Here is an 18,050-nt window from a genome sequence, read left to right as displayed (position 1 = left end):
GGTGTTCCGGAAGCCATCAGAAAACGTCGAGGGCGTCGCAACGAATCTGGACAGATTCGTATTTGCGGGACGCGGAGAACACAGCTCTTGTACCCCTCAGCAGTTCCGTGACCCGTGAAGCGACCCCGTATGCCATGAAAATGATGGCCCGGTACTCATCGTCCTCGTCGTCATCACTCGTCGGAACAGGATCGATGAGACGCAGGGCCGGGGGCGTACCCACGGTCGGCAGATCGAGGGCACGGACAAATTCCTCGACCGCGATCCGCGGACCCGTAATAGCGGCCGTCCGAACCGCAGGCGGAAGACCGAGGTCGTGGCGCTCCGACAACTCGCGAGCGGCAAATCCCGCAGGGTCCCACCGGACTAACGCCGCGAGTGCCGAAGACTCCTCGGCCGTGCAGATCACCTGGCCGCCGTTGACCCGAGAGGTCACCAACGAACACGCGTTCATCCAGCGTCTGAGCACCTGTTCGGAGACCCGAAGTGAATCACGGGCCAGCATTCGGTCGCCGTCCAAAAGCAGCGCGGCCCTGTACCCGCCGACGGCCCGAGGTTCAGCACCCGGGGTGGCCACCACCAGAGCCGGCTGGTCGCTGACCGAATCCTTGACGTTCTCTCCGCTCGAATTCACCACCGGTACCTGTGGGAAAGCCCGGCCCAATTCTTCTGCGGTGCGCAAAGCACCCACCGTGGTCAACCGCCATTGATCGTGTCCGCATTCAGAACAGCTCCACTCGGAGACACCACGGTGGCACCACCGGCACACCGCCTGAGAACGTGAATCCTTGTCCAGGCTCAGCGGGCCCATGCAGTGCGGGCAACGCGCGGAGGCCCTGCACCTTTGGCAAGCCAGCGAAGGAGCGTATCCGGTGCGTGCCACCTGAACCAGCACAGGGCCGTGACTCAGGGCTTCCCGAGCGACCTGATACGCGAGATGCGGGATTCTGGCGAGTGCCGCCATGGGATCCCGCTCCCGCGTGAACGAATCCGAGGTCGCCCGTATCAACGGCGAGTGCGACCTGAGATCATCGCGCTTCGGTGCCACCGGCTGAGCCCACCGCGTCTGCACCAGGCGCTCGCCTTCCGGCGTGACCGCGTAGCCCAGGAAGATCGCCGAGCATTCCTGGAGCTGTGCGCGCAGAAGGAGCACGTCTCGCGCATTGCAGTAGGGGGCCTGACGCTCGACGAGGTTCTCGTCCCCGTCGTCGAAGCAAGCGAGAAGGCCGAGGTCCGGAACGGGTGCGAATGCCGCAGACCGGGTACCGATAACCACCCAGGCCTGGCCGGACAGGGCCTTGAGGAATGAACTGTATCGAGCCATGAGCCCAGATCCGTTGCTGAGGCGAGCGATCTTGTCCGCATCCACGAGCCGGTTCAGTGCACTCTCCAACCGGTCGAGCGCGGGGTTGTCCGGCACGACGACGACGGCGCGTTTCCCTGAGGACAGAGTGGCTGCGCACGCCCGAGCCATCAGCGCGGCCCAGTCTTGGGACGCGGAAGGTGCTACCGCGACAACCCGTCGAACCGGATCGCCCGAAGGCTCAGCAAGTTGTTCTAGCATCCGGGTCCCACCGGCGTACAGGGCCCATCCATGGCCGACCTCGTCGTCACCTTCCGGCACCCAGGTGGGTCCCGGGATCTCGGCCGGAACGGACACATGCGTATTCGGTTTCTGCTCGTCGCTGCCGTGGGGGGTCTTCTTCCGTGGTTCGAAGCCCAAAACATCCCGTTCGAATTTCTTCTCGGGCCGGACTGCACGGGGAGGTACCGCCAGGCGCAAAACATCCGAGTTCAGCCCCGCGTACCGGCTCGCGACAGCTTGAATGAGTTCCCATATCTCCGGGGCCAGCGCGCGGACCGGTGAGACAACCTCGCGGAGAGGTTGGAGGGAAACATGGGAATCGCTTTGCTGGCACCTTTCGATGAGCCAGGCCACGGTCTCGCGTCCGTGGAACTTGATGCGCACCCGCGTGCCGGGTTCGGCAGTGTCGCTTAGATGGGATGGCACCGAATAGTCGAAGAGCCTGTCCAGGTGCGGGACGCGAGTGTCGATCGCAACGCGGGCGACCGGCCGGTCCGTGGCCAGAACGACGCCGCCTACTTCACGACCGTTGGCTCTGGTGTCTTGCTCCCATCCTTCCAGTCCCGGAAGGACCCCGTCCGGATGGTTTTCCATATTTACAGAGCAGACCTCAGGGCATCGACGCGGTCGGTTCTCTCCCATGTGAACTCCGGCTCGTCACGGCCGAAGTGACCGTGTGCGGCGGTCTTGGCGTAGATCGGACGGCGCAGGTCCAAGTCGTTGATGATGGCCAGAGGCCGCAAGTCGAAGACCTCATTGATCGCTTTCTCGATCCGGACCGGGTCCTCGTGGTGAGTTCCGAAGGTCTCGACGTATAGGCCGACGGGACGCGCCCGACCTATGGCATAGGCAACTTGGACCTCGACGCGGTCAGCCAACCCTGCCGCGACCACATTCTTGGCGATCCAGCGCATTGCATAGGCCGCGGACCGGTCCACCTTGGACGGGTCCTTGCCCGAGAAGGCGCCCCCGCCGTGGCGCGACATTCCACCGTAGGTGTCCACGATGATCTTGCGGCCGGTCAATCCGGCGTCGCCCACAGGGCCGCCCTGAACGAACTGACCTGCCGGGTTGATGATGAAATCTGCCGTGCTGGTGTCCAGATCGAGATCTTCGAGCACAGGGTCGATGACGAACCTCTGAACCTCATCCTTGAGGCTGTCCAGGGAGTACTTCTCGCCGTGCTGAGTCGAGAGCACAACCGTATCCACAGATACGGGCGTATGACCGTCATAACCCAGCGTGACTTGGGTTTTGCCGTCAGGACGGAGGCCGGGCAGAACCCCGTCCTTACGGACCTTGGTGAGCCGCTCGGACAGACGGTGCGCGATCCAGATCGGAGCGGGCATCAGAGCTTTCGTCTCGTTGGTCGCATAGCCGAACATGAGCCCCTGGTCGCCGGCGCCCTGAAGATCCAGAGCGTCTTCGGCGACTCCGGTGCGCTGCTCCAATGATGTGTACACGCCAGAGTTGATGTCCGGGGACTGCTCACCGATCGATACGGAGACTCCGCAGAAATCGCCGTCGAAGCCACGCGTCGACGAGTCGTACCCGATTTCCAGAATGGTGTCTCGCACGATCTTGGGGATTTCGACGTAGGCGGTGGTGGTCACCTCGCCGGCAACCATAACCTGCCCGGTGGTCACCATGGTCTCCACAGCGACATTCGCCGCTGGATCGTCGGTCAACAGAGCATCAAGGATCGAATCGGAAATCTGGTCACAGATTTTGTCGGGATGCCCCTCAGTTACGGACTCTGAGGTGAAGAGACGGAGATGCTGATTATCGTTGGAAGTCACGCGGCTACTCTACTAGTTCGTTCGCGGCCTGAGCCTGCTCTGGCGGAATGTTGAAGTGTGACGCCACGCGCGTCACAAGACGTCGCGCGAGGTCCGATTTCGTCCCCCTGACTTCGGTCTCCTCGGGGTCACGTTCTCCGCCACGGACCAGAATGGTTGCCGCGGTCTCATCCTTGCCGAAGACGAGGTCGGTTCCTACTTCGTTGACGACGAGCACATCGCATCCCTTGGAGGCCAGCTTTGCTCGACCGAGTTCGGCAACGCTCTGTTCGGCCGAGCCGGTCTCAGCCGCGAACCCGACCAGGAGGGCATGATGTCGGCTTTCTTTCTTGGCCCGGACCAGGCCCTTGAGAATGTCCGGATTGCGCACGAGTTCCAGCGCCGGGGCATCGTCACGGTTCGGATCTTTCTTGATCTTGGACCCGTAGGCCTCCCGTGGGCGAAAATCGGCGACGGCGGCCGCCATGACGAGGACATCGGCTCCTTCTTCGATCGTTGCCCGCTCCGTGGAAGCCTGCAATTGCCGGGCAGAGGAGACCCGAGTGATGCCGAACCTTTCGGTCTCCTCCGGATCGGGGACTTCAGTGTGTGCCAGGATGAGGTGCACTTGGGCGCCTTGGTCGGCGGCAGCCTGCGCGATGGCGATCCCTTGTTTTCCCGAGGACCGGTTACCGAGATAACGAACAGGGTCCAGCGCCTCTCGAGTACCGCCCGCGGTGACTACGAACTTTTTTCCGCTGAGGTCCACAGCCTCCGGTCGGTTCGACTTCGCGTCATCGTAGGCCTGCAGGCAGCGGCGATAGATTTCTGCAGGCTCCGGCAGTCGCCCGGCTCCACTGTCATGACCCGTGAGCCGACCGACCGCGGGGTCGATCACGGTGTACCCGTAACTGCGCAGCAGTCGCACGTTTCGGCGGGTCGCCGGGTTCTCCCACATCTGGGTGTGCATCGCGGGAGCGAAAACAACGGGACACGTGGCCGTAAGAATCGTGGCCGTCAACAGGTCATCAGCCCGGCCGGTCGCAACTCGCGCCAAAAGGTCCGCGGTTGCAGGTGCGACGACGATCAGATCGGCTTCTTCAGCTTGCCGAACGTGGTTGACGGCTTCGACATCTTCGAATACGGACGTCCGGACTGGACGCCCCGACAACGCCTCCCACGTAGGGGCTCCGACAAATTCGAGGGCAGACAAGGTCGGCATGGCTACGACCTCACGGCCGTCTTCGCTCAACAAACGCAGAAGCATCGCGGCCTTGTAAGCCGCGATGCCTCCGCCTATACCTAGAATAATTCGCACGAAACCAGTCTAGCGGTCCGTGAGATGTAGTGTCTTCGCCTACGAAGACGCAAGTCGGATTATTCGGATTCGCTCTCCGAACCGGATTCCTCGGTTGCCTCTTCGCTGAATGCTACGAACGTATCCGTGGACTCGGCGTCGTTGGCGAAGATATCCGAACCGAAGAAATCGGCTACGGGCTCGTCATCGTGAATCAGCTGACCGTTCTCGTTGTAACGACCGCCCTCGACCGGGTGAGATTCGAGGAGGTCTTCTTCGATCTCTCGCATGGCGATGGAGAGGGACTTCTCATTCACTGCGGTGTCAACGAGCGGGCCCACGTGTTCGAAGAGCCCCTCTTGCAGCTGGGAGTAGTAGGCGTTGATCTGGCGCGCGCGACGGGCACCGAAAAGGACCAGGCCATACTTCGAATCGGCCTTCTTGAGGAGCGAGTCCACCGAGGGGTCGATGATGCCTTCATGTTCGGAAAGTGCCAAGAAATTCTCCCGTGACGTTGATAAAAAACCGCCGGCCTAGCTAGCCAAGCGTCCTTCCGGTGATCATCGTAAATGACCTACCGGGCAAACCTAATACACCATGCTACAACCGTGAGGGGTCGAAAGCACGTCTCATCTGCTATTGAGGATCGATTGTCCGTCAGCTCACGTGGCCGTCGGCCAGGGCCGGGACTGGGCCGGCGGCCTAGACCTCGGTGGAGCGCCGCGCAATACCCATGATTTCCACGAGCTCCCCTGCTGCTTGTTCGATCGTCTCATTGATGACGGTCTGGTCGAATTCGGGTTCGGCACCGAGCTCTTCCTTGGCTGTTTCGAGACGAACGTGCTGTTCCGTATCGGTTTCGGTGCCGCGGGTGCGGAGTCGACGGACCAACTCTTCCCAACTTGGCGGAGCCAAGAAGATCATCTGGGCTTCCGGCATGGCGTTTCGTACCTGGCGCGCACCTTGCAGATCAATCTCCAGCAGCACGTGGCGCCCGGCCGCCAGGGCATCCTCGACCATGGTCTTCATGGTTCCGTACCGGTGATTGTTGTGGACCTTTGCCCACTCCAGCATCTGACGATTTTCAATCATCGAATCGAATTCTTCATCCGACACGAAGTAGTAGTGAACGCCGTCTTGTTCACCCGGCCGAGGATCCCTGGTGGTTGCGGATACCGAGAGCCACACCTCTGGATAGTGATCCCTGATGTACGCAGAGACCGTCCCCTTGCCCACGGCTGTCGGTCCGGCTAATACGGTCAATTGCGGGGACTGGGTCTCTGTCACTGGATTACCCTTCGAGGTGTTCGATGAGATTTCTGCGCTGATGGGCACCCAAACCTCGGAGGCGTCGACTCGGAGCGATCCTGAGTTCCCTCATGATCGCCGCTGCTCGGATGTCTCCGATGCTCGGGATGGATTTCAACATATCCTCGACACGGATGCGTTGCAAAGCCTCATCCGCATCGGCTCTCTCGAGAAACTCCTTGATGGTGATCTCTCGGTTCTTAAGGGCCAACTTCGCGTCGGCACGGACCTGACGTGACTGTCTCGCTTTCTCACGCGCGGCAGCTCTTTCTTCGTCGGTCAGAGGGCGCAGAGCCATAGTTACTCCTCTCATGGGCACACGAGGTTAGATTGCTAGTTCCCCATTAACTCCTCGTGGATATGGACCCAAAATTACCTCAGAGTAGGCTAATAAACCAATCAAAAAGGCGCCACGACTCAACATTCGCCGGATTATCTGCTCCATGAGATGACGTAACTGCAGTTTGACCCCGGACCCTCGGTATTCCGGCGAACACAGCGTCTTCGCATGCTTGCCCGTTGACCCGATGGCAGCGTAAAAGACCGGCCCCAGGAACAATAGACGGATATCAATCAATTGTTCCCAGGGCTGTTGCGTTGTGCAATAAAGGCCGCACGTCCAGATCGTCTTTGGCTAATGACCTAAGGCCGCCATCAATGCGTCGTTACAGCGTCGGGCCTCGCCGACCAAGGAGCCGGCATCGGGTCCGTACTGGAGCACCCCCCGGGAAGAAGCCACGACGACTCGGTCGGTGACCCCTTCAAAAACCCTCGCCAAATCGGATTCGGTGGCCCCCTGCGCCCCGTACCCCGGAGCCAGGATCAGCCCGTTGAATTCCGCGAGCGAAATCCCCAAGGTCTCCAGTGCTGGCCCGACCGTTGCGCCGACGACCAATCCGCAGGGGCCTGCGAACTCGGCCTCACGACGTCGATTCTCCTTCTCGGCCTGCGCCACGATGCTCTTGGCCACCGATACTTCCTGGCCTCGGTGCTGGACGTCCGCGCCCTCCGGGTTGGAGGTCAGCGCAAGGACGAAAGTGCCTCGTCGATTTGCGTCCGCAACATCCAGCGCAGGAACCAGCGACCCGAATCCCAGATAAGGGCTCAGGGTCACCGAGTCCCCCGCCAACGGCGATGTTCCGTCCAGCCACGCGTCGGCGTAAGCGGCCATAGTAGAACCGATGTCGCCACGTTTGGCATCGCAGATGACTTGGGTTCCGGAGGCTCTGCCCTTGGCGACGACCCGTTCCAGGACTCGCAGACCATCAGACCCGTGCCTTTCGAACAACGCGACCTGCGGTTTGACCGATGCGACCTCTCCCCCGATGGCATCCATGACCGTCAGGGCAAAGGACTCGCAGCCACCGGCGTCGTCCGGCAGGCCCCACGCTGCGAGAAGCGCGGGGTGCGGATCGATCCCGACGCAGAGCGGGCCCTTGTCCTGCATCGCACGGTACAAACGGTCCCCGGCGGGACGAGCTGTCGCCGTCATGCTTTCGCTCCCTCGGCTTCCGCGGCGGCGGCGAGCGTGGCCTCATGGTCTTGCAGGCTCATCACGTCCCACGTGTGGCGACGCTGAGCGTCGATGGACTGGATCGTCGCACCGAATTCCGAAATCGTCGTCATGAGCGGGCACCCGATGCTGGTCGCCGCGGCGCGGATTTCGTAGCCATCGCCACGAGCGGATCCGGCTCCCGACGGCGTATTGAAGATCAAGGCAATCTCGCCGTCGGTGATCATATCGACGATGGTCCGTTCGCCTTCCTTCGCGTCGCGCAGTTTGGGGACCACTGTGCAGTCCACGCCGTTTCGACGCATGACCTGGGCCGTTCCGCCGGTGGTGATGATTTCGAACCCGAGCTCTTTGAGCATCTTGACGTAGACGATTGCCGCGCGCTTGTCGCGGTCCGCTACGGTCACGAAGACGCGGCCTTCGGTCGGAAGGATGTTTCCGACCGCAGCCTGAGCCTTCGCGAATGCGGTGTCGAAAAATTTGTGCAAGCCCATGACCTCACCGGTTGACCGCATTTCGGGCCCGAGCAGCGAGTCGACGGCGGCACCCGAGTGCGTACGGAACCGGTTGAAGGGCAGGACCGCTTCCTTGACGGCGATCGCTGTTTCCTCCGGAAGATTGGCCCCGTCCATGTGGCTCGGCAAATGCCCCGAGGCCTTGAGGGACTGAATTGTCTCCCCCGTGCCGATCAGCGCTGCAGCCTTGGCCAATTGCACGCCCGTGGCCTTGGAAACGAACGGAACCGTCCGCGATGCCCGGGGATTCGCCTCGATCACGTAGAGGACGTTCGAAGCGACCGCAAACTGGATGTTGATCAGCCCTTTCACGCCGACGCCTTGGGCTATGCCCAGCGTGGCCTGACGAACCTGGTCCAGGACTGCGGGGCTCAACGTGATTGGGGGCAAGGTGCAGGACGAGTCACCGGAGTGGATACCGGCTTCCTCGATATGCTCCATGATTCCGCCCATGTACAGGTCATTCCCGTCGAACAGTGCGTCGACGTCGATTTCGATCGCATCTTCCAAGAACTTGTCGATCAGGGCAGGCTGTGACGGCGAGACCTCTGTCGCGTTGGACAAGTAGCGAGCGAGGTTCTCCTCGTCGTACACGATTTCCATGCCGCGTCCGCCCAGAACATACGAGGGTCGGACCAGAACCGGGTACCCGATATCGTCGGCGATGACTTTAGCGTCGGTGAATGTCGAGGCCGTGCCGTTCTTGGGACTGGTCAGCCCGGCCTGTTCGAGAACCTGCGAGAACTCGCCGCGGTCCTCAGCCAAATCGATCGCCTCCGGGGAGGTCCCGAGAATCGGGACTCCTGCCTCCTTGAGCTCGCGCGCGAGTTTGAGCGGCGTCTGGCCGCCGAGCTGGACGAAAACTCCCATCAGGCCGCCGGTACGGCGTTCCGAATCGATGACCTCGAGAACGTCCTCGAGGGTCAACGGTTCGAAGTACAAGCGCGTTGAGACGTCGTAGTCCGTCGAGACCGTCTCCGGGTTGCAGTTGACCATGACCGTTTCGTATCCGGCCTCCCGAAGAACCATGGACGCGTGGACACACGAATAGTCGAATTCGATGCCCTGACCGATACGGTTGGGCCCTGAGCCCAGAATCATGATCGACTTGCCCTCGTGGGGCTCGACCTCGTCCTCCTGGTCGTAGGAAGAGTAATGGTACGGGGTAAATGCCTCGAACTCCGCGGCGCACGTATCCACGGTCTTGAAGACGGGGCGCACACCCAGCGCATGACGGACCCCGCGCACAATGTCTTCACGGCTGTCGGCCAGTTCCGCGATCTGAGCGTCGGAGAATCCGTGGCGCTTGGCCAGCTCAAGGGTCTCACGGCTCAGGTTCTTATCCTCGCGAACCTGGTCTGCGACCTCGTTGATGAGCTGAAGCTGATCCAGGTACCAGGGATCGATTCCGGTCGCCTCATAGAGGTCCTGGATCGACGCTCCAGCCGCCAGCGCACGCCGGACCTGGTGGAGCCGCTCCGTCGTCGGGGTTTTAGTCGCTTCGATGAGTTCTCGCAGCTCCGATGGCGCGAGCTCGTCCTCAGCGAAGGAGAAGGTGCTGCCCTTCTGTTCGAGTGAACGCATGGCCTTCTGCAGTGCTTCGGTGAAGTTACGTCCCAGAGCCATGGCTTCGCCCACGGATTTCATGGTGGTCGTCAGTGTGGGGTCAGCCGCAGGGAACTTCTCGAAGGCGAATCGCGGAACCTTGACGACGACGTAGTCCAGGGTCGGCTCGAAGGAAGCCGGCGTCTTGCGAGTGATGTCGTTGGGGATCTCGTCCAAGGTGTATCCCAGGGAAAGCTTCGTGGCGATTTTGGCAATCGGGAAGCCCGTGGCCTTCGACGCCAACGCAGAGGACCGAGATACACGCGGGTTCATCTCGATGACCACCACACGGCCGGTTGCCGGGTCCACGGCGAACTGGATGTTGCAACCGCCCGTGTCCACGCCCACCTCGCGAATCACAGCGATCGCTACGTCGCGCATCTTCTGGTATTCACGGTCCGTCAGGGTCAGCGCGGGCGCCACGGTAATCGAGTCTCCCGTGTGAACGCCTACCGGATCGAAATTCTCGATGGAGCAGACGACAACGACGTTGTCGTTCTTGTCCCTCATCATCTCCAGCTCGTATTCCTTCCACCCGAGGATCGACTCCTCGAGGAGGACCTCGGACGTGGGGCTGTACTGGATACCGGCCCCCGCAATGCGGTGCAGGTCTTCCTCGTTGTAGGCCATGCCCGAACCGAGCCCGCCCATGGTGAAAGACGGCCTGACTACCATCGGGTAACCGAGTTTGTTCGCCGCGGCCAAGGCCTCGTCCATGGAATGGACGATGATCGACTTGGCCGATTCCGCTCCACACCGTTCGACGACGCCCTTGAAAGCCTCACGGTCCTCACCGAGATTGATCGCGGCGATATTCGCGCCGATCAACTCGACGTTGTATTTGGCCAGGGTTCCGCGATCATCGAGAGCGATAGCGGCGTTCAACGCGGTCTGACCGCCCAGGGTCGGCAGAATCGCATCGGGGCGCTCACGGTCGATGATGCGCTCGATCGTGTCCGGGGTGATCGGTTCGATGTAAGTGGCATCCGCGAATTCGGGATCCGTCATGATGGTCGCGGGATTCGAGTTCACCAGGATGACTCGTATCCCCTCTTCCTTGAGGACTCGAAGGGCCTGGGTACCCGAGTAATCGAATTCAGCCGCCTGGCCAATGACGATGGGTCCCGAGCCGATAACCAGGACGCTCTTGAGATCTTGACGACGAGGCATAAAGTTACTTTCCTGCTTTCTGGCGGGCAGCGGAGTCATTTGCGGTCATGAGTTCGATGAAACGGTCGAACAAGTAGGCGGCGTCATGCGGGCCGGCAGCTGCCTCCGGGTGATATTGCACGGAGAAAGCCGGGATATCGAGGCATCGGAGACCTTCCACGACGTCGTCATTCAACCCGATGTGTGAGACCTCCACACGCCCGAACTCCGATTTCGGGGCCGTGACTGGCCCGTCCAAGGGGGCATCCACGGCGAAACCATGATTCTGGGCCGTGATTTCGACCCGGCCGGTCGAGCGATCCAGCACGGGTTGGTTGATGCCGCGGTGCCCGAAGGGCAGTTTGTAGGTGCCGAATCCGAGGGCGCGGCCGAGGAGCTGGTTTCCGAAGCAGATTCCGAAGAACGGGATGCCCGCGCGCAGAATTGAGCGCAGTACCTCGACCTGTTGAACGGCCGTCTCCGGGTCTCCGGGGCCGTTGGAGAAGAAGATTCCGTCGGGGCGCAATTGTCTGATCTGCTCCACGGTGCTGTCCGCGGGAACCACGTGCACACGGATGCCCCGCTCAGCGAAGCGCCGCGGCGTCATCGATTTGATGCCGAGGTCCACGGCGACGAGCGTGCCGAGGGGCTCCTGTGTCCACCCGTGGTCCCGAGGTTCGATCGTGTGCTGGGAAGCCACCGTGACCTGGTCCGCCAGCTGTTGCCCCTTCATCTCGGACGAATTCTTGACGCGCTCGAGCAATTCAGACTCGGGCGCGCTGGCGGACTCTCCGCTGAAGATGCCCGAACGCATGGCGCCGGCGTTTCGCAGGTGGCGCGTCAGCGCACGGGTATCGATCCCTTGGATTCCCACCACGCCTTGTTCCACAAGCTCATCGTCCAGTGAGCGCTCCGACCGCCAATTGGAGGGCACTCGAGCCGCATCCCGAACCACATATCCGTTGACCCATATGCGACGAGACTCGGCGTCTTCGGCGTTGACGCCGGTATTGCCGATATGGGGAGCCGTCTGGACGACGATCTGTCCCGCGTACGAGGGATCCGTCAGCGTCTCCTGGTAACCGGTCATTCCGGTCGAGAATACCGCTTCGCCAAGGGTCTCCCCCACGGCGCCGTAAGAACGACCGCGGAAAACGGTGCCGTCTTCGAGGACCAGGAGCGCCCGTTCCGGTGCCTTGTGTACGTTGGTCATGAGTTCACTTCCTCTTCTGGTCGGCGGACGCATCCGACGAATCCTGCTTGGGCTCGGAGGCCTGGGTGCTATGAGTTGCCGGAAGCTCGGATTGTGCTTGCGGAGCGATGCCGCGCAGTCGGTCCATGAGCTCGGGCGTATGGGCCGCGGTTCGGGTTCGGAGACCCGTATCGACCAATCGGTCGCCCAACCGCCACGAAATCACGGCCAGACCATCCTTCTCGACGAATTTCCCGGCCATTCCCGATTCGCGGCGCAGGACCTCGATGTCTTCTCGGGGAATCCAAAGGTCCCGCGCGCCGTCGCGGGTCACGATCAGACCGCTCGGGTACACGAGGGCGTTGCCGTTGGACTTCATGCCCAGCCCGTGTACCGCGATTCTGTCCAGCCAGTCTCCCGCGGTAGTGGTGCACACGTATTGCACGTCGCACGCGAATTCGGCCGTTGCCCCGTCGAGTTCTCGCGGAACCTCCGGAATGTCTGAAATGCCCGACTGACGTTTTGCACGCGACCTCCACCCCCAGGTGATCAGCAGTACCACGAGGACCGCCAGCACCACAGAGGAGACAAGGGTCAGCAAATGATTGAAGGACATGTGTTCCTAGTCTGCCGGGGCGACGAGCGCCCGCGGCGAATTGATATGGCCGTCCACAACAGTGGGATGGCCTTTGAAGAAGGTCGCTCGGACCGCTCCCGGGACCTCCATCGACCGGTACGGCGAATTGCGGCCCTTGGACTGGTGCTTGTCCGGCTCGACGACGCGGCGTGCCTCGGGATCGACCAGGACGATGTTCGCGGGTTCACCCGTAACCAAGGGTCGCCCTTGGTCTTGGATGCGCGCGATCTTGGCCGGTTCGGACGACATGATGCGAGCGACATCGGCCCATTGGATTTTTCCGGTTTCCACGAGAGTCTGCTGGACAATCGACAGCGCTGTTTCCAATCCCGTCATGCCCATGGCTGCACAAGCCCACTCGCATTCCTTGGCTTCGGTGGGATGGGGCGCATGGTCGGTACCGATCACATCGATGGTTCCGTCGGCCACGGCATTGCGAAGGGCCTCGACATCCTCCCGTGTTCTCAGCGGAGGATTGACCTTGTAGACCGGATCGTAGGTGCGAACCGACTCGTCCGTGAGGAGCAAGTGGTGCGGTGTGACCTCGGCGGTCACATCGACCCCCCGTTCCTTGGCCCAGCGGATGATCTCCACGGATCCTTTGGTCGAGAGATGGCAGATATGCACGCGAGAGCCCACGTGCTGAGCCAAGAGAACGTCCCGAGCGATGATGGCTTCCTCGGCGACGGCGGGCCAACCGGTCAGCCCGAGGTCAGCCGAGACACTGCCTTCGTTCATCTGCGCTCCCTCGGTCAGGAGAGGCTCCTGAGCGTGCTGTGCCACGACGCCGTCGAACGTCTTGACGTACTCGAGGGCTCGCCGCATCAGCACGGCGTTGTGAACGCACTTCCCGTCATCGGAGAACATACGGACCTGCGCCCGCGAATCGGCCATGGCACCGATTTCAGAGAGTCGTTCACCGTTGAGACCGACGGTCACGGCCCCGACCGGGTGGACATCCACCCAACCGGATTGACGGCCGAGTTCCCAAACCTGTTCGACCAGACCTGCGGTGTCGGCCACGGGATTCGAATTCGCCATCGCGCACACTGCGGTGTATCCGCCGGCCGCGGCTGCACGCGTGCCGGTTTCCACGGTTTCGGTATCCTCGCGTCCCGGTTCCCGGAGGTGGGTGTGGACATCGACCAGCCCGGGCAGGGCGATCAGGCCGGCGGCCTCGATGATGTCGGCATCGTGCCCTTCCAGGTTCTCCCCGATCTCGGCTATTGTGCCGTTGCCGATGAGGAGATCGACGGTTTCTTCGCCGAGAAGGCGCGCACCGCGGATGAGATATTTCTGAGTGCTCATGAGGTCCTTTACAGTGCGGAGGTCTGGGGCTGGTCCTGCGGACCGGTCATCAGGTGGTAGAGAACGGACATGCGGACCGAGACGCCGTTGGTGACCTGGTCCAGGACCAGCGATCTCGGTGAGTCGGCCGCCGCCGCGCTGATTTCTAGGCCACGGTTCATGGGCCCGGGGTGAAGAATCGCGGTTTCGGCCCCTTGCGCATCGAGCAGGGCGAGGCGCTCAGGGGTCAAACCCCAGAGGCGCGCGTATTCCTCCGAGGAAGGGAAGAAAGCCGCATGCATTCTTTCACGCTGTATGCGCAGCATCATGATCGCGTCCAGGTCCTGTTTCATGGCCTCGTCGAGGCTGTACTGCACCTCGACCGGCCAGTCCTTGATGCCCACGGGAAGCAAGGTCGGGGGCGAGACCAAGGTGACCCGCGCTCCGAGCAGAGCAAGCAACCACACGTTGGATCGGGCCACGCGTGAATGGAGGACGTCTCCCACGATTGCAACGTTCATTCCATCGAGATCCGACCCTCGGGTTTCGGCACCGGTGAGTCGGGACCGGTGCTGCCGGAGGGTCATGGCGTCCAGAAGGGCCTGCGTCGGGTGGGCGTGCGTTCCGTCCCCCGCGTTGATCACGGGAGAAGAAATCCACCCGCTCGCAGCCAACCTCGCGGGAGCTCCCGAAGAGGGGTGACGGATCACGATGGCGTCCGCGTTGATGGCTTCCAGGGTCTGCGCCGTGTCCTTGAGGGATTCTCCCTTGGAGACCGAAGAGCCCTTGGCCGCGAAGTTGATGACGTCGGCCGAAAGTCGTTTTTCCGCAGTTTCGAAGGAGATCCGAGTTCGCGTGGAATCCTCGAAAAACAGGTTGACCACGGTTCGCCCGCGCAGCGCCGGTAATTTCTTGACTTCGCGGTTCCCGACCTCTGCCATACTGTCGGCGGTATCGAGAATTTGGACCGCTTCGTCGAGGCTCAGGTCCTTGGTATCGAGAAGATGTCTCATGCGTGGCTCGCTTCCACGGTCGCGGGTGCCTGGGCTGGGTCCAGGAGGACACAGTCGTCCAGATCCCGGTCGACGTCTCCTGTATTCAAGGCGACCGGTTCATCCGTTTCACGGAGGAAGACGCGAACGGACTCGTCCTGGGACGTAGGCAGGTTCTTGCCGACGTGATCCGCACGGATCGGCAACTGGCGGTGCCCTCGATCGGCCAACACGGCCAACCTGACCACCGCGGGCCGCCCGAAGTCTCCCAACGCATCCAAGGCAGCACGGATCGTGCGCCCCGAGTAGAGCACGTCGTCCACGAGCACCACGTTCTTGCCGTCGATGCCGCCGGCCGGAATCCTGGTCGGTTGCGGCGTCCGGGAGGTGTTGCGGCGCAGGTCGTCCCGATACATCGTGACGTCGAGTTGCCCCAGAGAAGAACTGGGATCGAATCCCGGTTCGGTCGAAGAGATTTTTTGGGCAATACGTTCGGCGAGCGGAAAGCCCCGCCGAGGAATGCCCAGGAGAACGAGATCCTCCGTGCCCTTGTTGGCTTCGACGATCTCGTGGGCGATACGGGTTAGCACCCGGTTGACATCCGCAGAATCCAGAATGACGCGCGCGTGTTCGGATACCCGATTTCGGGTATTGCCTTCACGGCGTGAGTTCTCGGTCATCGCGTTTGCCTCCTTCCCCGCCTCACAGGACGGAATTTAAAGGTCAGCAAGATGTTCTCATCTGGGCCAAAAGTATCACAGGGTCACGCTGGCACGACCCGCGAGACCGAAATGTGTCTTCGGCGGTCCGCCGCGGAATCGCACGTCGAGGGCCGGACCAGCACGCAACAGGCCTTTGCCTCATGCATCCGGCGATTTGGCCCCTGCGATCTGGCTCCCCAACGCCGCCGCGGAATCGTCCCGTCCTCACCGGGCAGAACGTTCCTCAGACATACGAAAGACGCCGCCAGGCAGGCTGCCCAGCGGCGTCGTTGACTTCCTAATCCGTCAACAGGGTCGGTTTGACCTTCTGCAATCTGCCCAGCAGACCGTTGATGAACCGAGGCGAATCATCGGTTGAGTGCGTCTTGGCCAGGCCAGTCGCCTCTGAAACTGCTACGGCGTCCGGTACGTCGTCGTTGTAGAGCAATTCCCATGCGCCCAAGCGCAGGATCGCCCGGTCCACGGACGGCATGCGGTCCATGGTCCAGCCCTTGGAGTACGTTTCCACGAACTCCCGAATCTCTTCATCATGGTCGACTACCCCACGGATGATCCGCTCGGAATACTCCGAAATGATCGCGGCCGTATGGAGACGCCGGCGACGAAGCACCTCGAGGGTGTCCTGCTGGCGTTCCTCGGACTCGAACAAAACTTCCAGGGCGCGAACGCGCGCCTTCGTCCTCGAATTCACTCGTTGACGCGACCCAGGTAATCGCCGGAACGAGTGTCAACCTTGACCTTGGTCCCCTGCTCAACGAACAGCGGGACCTGGATGGTCGCGCCGGTCTCGAGGGTCGCGGGCTTGTTGCCACCGGTCGAACGGTCACCCTGAAGGCCGGGCTCGGTGTAAGTGATCTCCAGGACAACCGACGGGGGCAGCTCAATGTACAAAGGAGCGCCGTCGTGCAGAGCCAACGTCACGTTCTGGTTCTCGAGCATGAAGTTGGCGGCATCGCCAACGACCGACCCCGGGACGTAAATCTGGTCAAAAGTCTTGTTGTCCATGAAGACGTAGTCGGAACCGTCCTGGTACAAGTACTGGTATTCCGAGCGATCCACGGTGGTGAGGTCGACCTTGGAACCGGCATTGAAAGTCTTGTCGACTACTTTGCCGCTGTTGACGTTGCGCAACTTGGTGCGCACGAACGCACCGCCCTTACCCGGCTTGACGTGCTGGAACTCGATGACGCCCCAGAGATTTCCGTCCAGCTTGAGGATGGTTCCGTTCTTGATGTCGTTGGTCGTTGCCACGAACACTCCTTTTGGCAGATTTTTCGATGGCACGCTGCGAAACGCGTGCACCATGAAAATGAATCGGTAATTATTGTAACGCCCTTGTGAGAGACGATTCAGGAAGCGATCTCCTGATACGTCGCGAAGAGGATGGACTCATCCGGAACTTCCATGATTCGTGGGGAAGCAATCTTGTCCAAAACCACAAATCTCAACAGGTTCCCGCGGGCTTTCTTGTCCCGGTGCATGCCGTCGAGCAATTTCTTCCACTGGTCACCACGGTACGTCGTCGGCAACCCGACCTTCTCCAGGATAGAACGCGTGCGCTCGACGACGCTTTCCTCCAAGTTGCCCGCGGTGCTCGCAAGTTCTGCCGCGAACATCATCCCGACCGCCACCGCGGCGCCGTGGCGCCATTGGTAGCGTTCATTCAGCTCGATCGCGTGTCCCAGGGTGTGCCCGTAATTCAGGAACTCCCGACGCCCGGATTCTTTGAGATCCGATGAGACGACCTCGGCTTTGACGCGTATGGATCGTTCGATGAGTTCTCGGATCACGGCAGACTGCGAATCACGGATTTTTTCCGGCTGGGCCTCGATCAAGTCGAGGATCTCCGGATCTGCGATGAAGCCGCACTTGATCACTTCGGCGAGTCCGGTGACCAATTCGTTGACCGGAAGAGTCCTCAACGTACCGATATCGCACAGGACGGCTGCCGGAGGGTGGAATGAGCCCACGAGGTTTTTGCCTTCGGCGGTGTTGATGCCCGTTTTGCCTCCCACGGCTGCGTCAACCATTCCGAGCAGCGTCGTCGGGATGTGTACGACGCGCACGCCCCTGAGCCACGTTGCCGCCACGAACCCTGCGACGTCGCTCACGGCGCCTCCGCCCACGGAGATGATCGCGTCGGAACGCGTGAAGTCGTTCTGGCCGAGCACCTGCCAGCAGAATGCCGCGACCTGGACGTGCTTGCCTTCTTCGGCATCCGGGATCTCGGCACTGAAGGATTCGAGACCGGCTGCCTTGAGATCGTTCATGACCAGCTCACCCGTCGAGCGCAGGGCCCGTGGATGGATCACGAGAATTCGACGCACGCGAGGCCCGAGAATTTCGGGGAGCTTCCCGAGTAGATCGTGGCCCACATGAACGTCGTAGTTCTCCGAGGGTTGTGTTCCGGTGACCGGAATGCGCGTTGCGTCTGAGGGCCCGTCGGCCATGTGATCCTCCTGGTCTGCTG

Annotated in this window: 16 protein-coding genes; all 16 read right to left on the bottom strand. The window is 61.6% G+C overall.

All coding sequences use genetic code 11. The features are described from left to right. Positions 1-16: 16 nt before the first annotated feature. The 16 genes from EWR20_RS05340 to aroB all read right to left on the bottom strand — a co-directional run bounded on the left by EWR20_RS05340 (position 17) and on the right by aroB (position 18,030). Positions 17-2,179, bottom strand: coding sequence for a primosomal protein N' (locus EWR20_RS05340; RefSeq protein WP_129359611.1), 2,163 nt, complete (start codon positions 2,177-2,179; stop codon positions 17-19). A gap of 2 nt (positions 2,180-2,181) precedes the next feature. Then, positions 2,182-3,384: a methionine adenosyltransferase gene (gene metK / locus EWR20_RS05335; RefSeq protein WP_129359610.1), complete on the bottom strand. Its 1,203-nt coding sequence runs from the start codon at positions 3,382-3,384 to the stop codon at positions 2,182-2,184. 4 nt (positions 3,385-3,388) lie between these two features. Next, on the bottom strand, positions 3,389-4,681 hold the full coding sequence (coaBC, locus tag EWR20_RS05330; RefSeq protein ID WP_129359609.1) for a bifunctional phosphopantothenoylcysteine decarboxylase/phosphopantothenate--cysteine ligase CoaBC: 1,293 nt from the start codon (positions 4,679-4,681) through the stop codon (positions 3,389-3,391). 59 nt (positions 4,682-4,740) lie between these two features. Next, positions 4,741-5,157 carry a DNA-directed RNA polymerase subunit omega gene (gene rpoZ, locus EWR20_RS05325; protein WP_129359608.1) on the bottom strand — a complete coding sequence of 139 codons (417 nt, stop codon included), beginning with the start codon at positions 5,155-5,157 and terminating at the stop codon, positions 4,741-4,743. A gap of 205 nt (positions 5,158-5,362) precedes the next feature. Next, on the bottom strand, positions 5,363-5,947 hold the full coding sequence (gene gmk, locus EWR20_RS05320; protein ID WP_238147599.1) for a guanylate kinase: 585 nt from the start codon (positions 5,945-5,947) through the stop codon (positions 5,363-5,365). A 4-nt stretch (positions 5,948-5,951) separates the two neighbouring features. Then, positions 5,952-6,266, bottom strand: coding sequence for an integration host factor, actinobacterial type (mihF, locus tag EWR20_RS05315; protein ID WP_129359606.1), 315 nt, complete (start codon positions 6,264-6,266; stop codon positions 5,952-5,954). A gap of 336 nt (positions 6,267-6,602) precedes the next feature. Beyond that, entirely contained in the window at positions 6,603-7,460 is an 858-nt protein-coding gene (gene pyrF / locus EWR20_RS05310) for an orotidine-5'-phosphate decarboxylase (protein ID WP_129359605.1), read from the bottom strand. Next, positions 7,457-10,771 (bottom strand): carbamoyl-phosphate synthase large subunit, encoded by a 3,315-nt coding sequence (gene carB / locus EWR20_RS05305; RefSeq protein ID WP_129359604.1) that lies wholly within the window; start codon positions 10,769-10,771, stop codon positions 7,457-7,459. The genes pyrF and carB overlap by 4 nt, the downstream gene beginning before the upstream one ends. Before the next feature lie 4 nt (positions 10,772-10,775). Next, the gene (gene carA / locus EWR20_RS05300) at positions 10,776-11,963 is read right to left on the bottom strand and encodes a glutamine-hydrolyzing carbamoyl-phosphate synthase small subunit (RefSeq protein ID WP_129359603.1); all 1,188 of its coding nucleotides are present in this window, start codon (positions 11,961-11,963) and stop codon (positions 10,776-10,778) included. 4 nt (positions 11,964-11,967) lie between these two features. Then, positions 11,968-12,558 carry a PH-like domain-containing protein gene (locus EWR20_RS05295; RefSeq protein ID WP_178945686.1) on the bottom strand — a complete coding sequence of 197 codons (591 nt, stop codon included), beginning with the start codon at positions 12,556-12,558 and terminating at the stop codon, positions 11,968-11,970. A 6-nt stretch (positions 12,559-12,564) separates the two neighbouring features. Next, entirely contained in the window at positions 12,565-13,887 is a 1,323-nt protein-coding gene (locus EWR20_RS05290) for a dihydroorotase (RefSeq protein WP_129359602.1), read from the bottom strand. An 8-nt stretch (positions 13,888-13,895) separates the two neighbouring features. Beyond that, the gene (locus EWR20_RS05285) at positions 13,896-14,879 is read right to left on the bottom strand and encodes an aspartate carbamoyltransferase catalytic subunit (protein WP_129359601.1); all 984 of its coding nucleotides are present in this window, start codon (positions 14,877-14,879) and stop codon (positions 13,896-13,898) included. After that, positions 14,876-15,538: a bifunctional pyr operon transcriptional regulator/uracil phosphoribosyltransferase PyrR gene (gene pyrR / locus EWR20_RS05280; RefSeq protein ID WP_129359600.1), complete on the bottom strand. Its 663-nt coding sequence runs from the start codon at positions 15,536-15,538 to the stop codon at positions 14,876-14,878. The genes EWR20_RS05285 and pyrR overlap by 4 nt, the downstream gene beginning before the upstream one ends. A 319-nt stretch (positions 15,539-15,857) precedes the next feature. After that, a complete protein-coding gene (gene nusB, locus EWR20_RS05275) occupies positions 15,858-16,271 on the bottom strand; it encodes a transcription antitermination factor NusB (RefSeq protein ID WP_129359599.1) in 414 nt (137 codons plus the stop codon). Continuing rightward, on the bottom strand, positions 16,268-16,831 hold the full coding sequence (gene efp / locus EWR20_RS05270) for an elongation factor P (protein WP_129359598.1): 564 nt from the start codon (positions 16,829-16,831) through the stop codon (positions 16,268-16,270). Before efp ends, nusB begins: the two co-directional genes overlap by 4 nt. A 98-nt stretch (positions 16,832-16,929) precedes the next feature. Beyond that, positions 16,930-18,030: a 3-dehydroquinate synthase gene (gene aroB, locus EWR20_RS05265; RefSeq protein WP_129359597.1), complete on the bottom strand. Its 1,101-nt coding sequence runs from the start codon at positions 18,028-18,030 to the stop codon at positions 16,930-16,932. Between the last annotated feature and the right edge of the window lie 20 nt (positions 18,031-18,050).

The sequence above is a fragment of the Rothia uropygioeca genome (assembly GCF_004136585.1).
Taxonomy (GTDB): Bacteria; Actinomycetota; Actinomycetes; order Actinomycetales; family Micrococcaceae; genus Rothia.
This window is presented reverse-complemented; position numbering and strand designations above follow the sequence as displayed.